General features: G+C 37.3%; 1 protein-coding gene. It reads left to right on the top strand.

All coding sequences use genetic code 11. The features are described from left to right. Window positions 1–66: 66 nt before the first annotated feature. Window positions 67–560 (top strand): tRNA lysidine(34) synthetase TilS (tilS, locus tag ACPYKA_RS20270; RefSeq protein WP_479543997.1); only part of this gene is annotated, 494 nt, incomplete at its 3' end.

The following is a 560-nucleotide window of genomic DNA, read 5'->3' as shown; positions in this document are numbered from 1 at the left end:
TTATGGGTGACAAGCCGCTGCAAAAATCGTTATAATACAGGTAGAAATGAAAAGTTGGGATTGAACATGAAAAAAAAGGTAGTAGACTTTATTTGCGACCATCAACTTATGGAAAAAAATAAGACTATTCTTATCGGAGTTTCAGGTGGTCCTGACTCGATGGCTCTCCTTCATTTATTATATACAGTGAGAGAGGCTTGGAACTTAAACGTTCATGCTGTTACAGTGGATCATCAATTGCGACCAGGAGATTCCGAAGCAGATGTTTATTATGTGAAGGAGATTTGTAAGAAATGGGACATTCCATTTATATCATCCGCTGTTGACGTTTCGGCATATAAAAAGAAATTTAAGGTCAGCACACAAGTTGCCGCCCGAAAACTGCGTTATGAAGTTTTTAGAGAAAAAATGAATCAATTTCAAGCCGATTATTTGGCTCTTGGGCATCATGGTGATGACCAAATCGAAACGTTAATTATGTCACTTGCTAGAACGACAAATTTACATAGCTTAACGGGAATACCTGTGACTAGGGATTTTTCAAATGGTAAAATTATTCG

This window comes from Pseudogracilibacillus amylolyticus (SeqCode), from assembly GCF_051918545.1.
Taxonomy (GTDB): Bacteria; Bacillota; Bacilli; order Bacillales; family Amphibacillaceae; genus Pseudogracilibacillus.
This window is presented reverse-complemented; position numbering and strand designations above follow the sequence as displayed.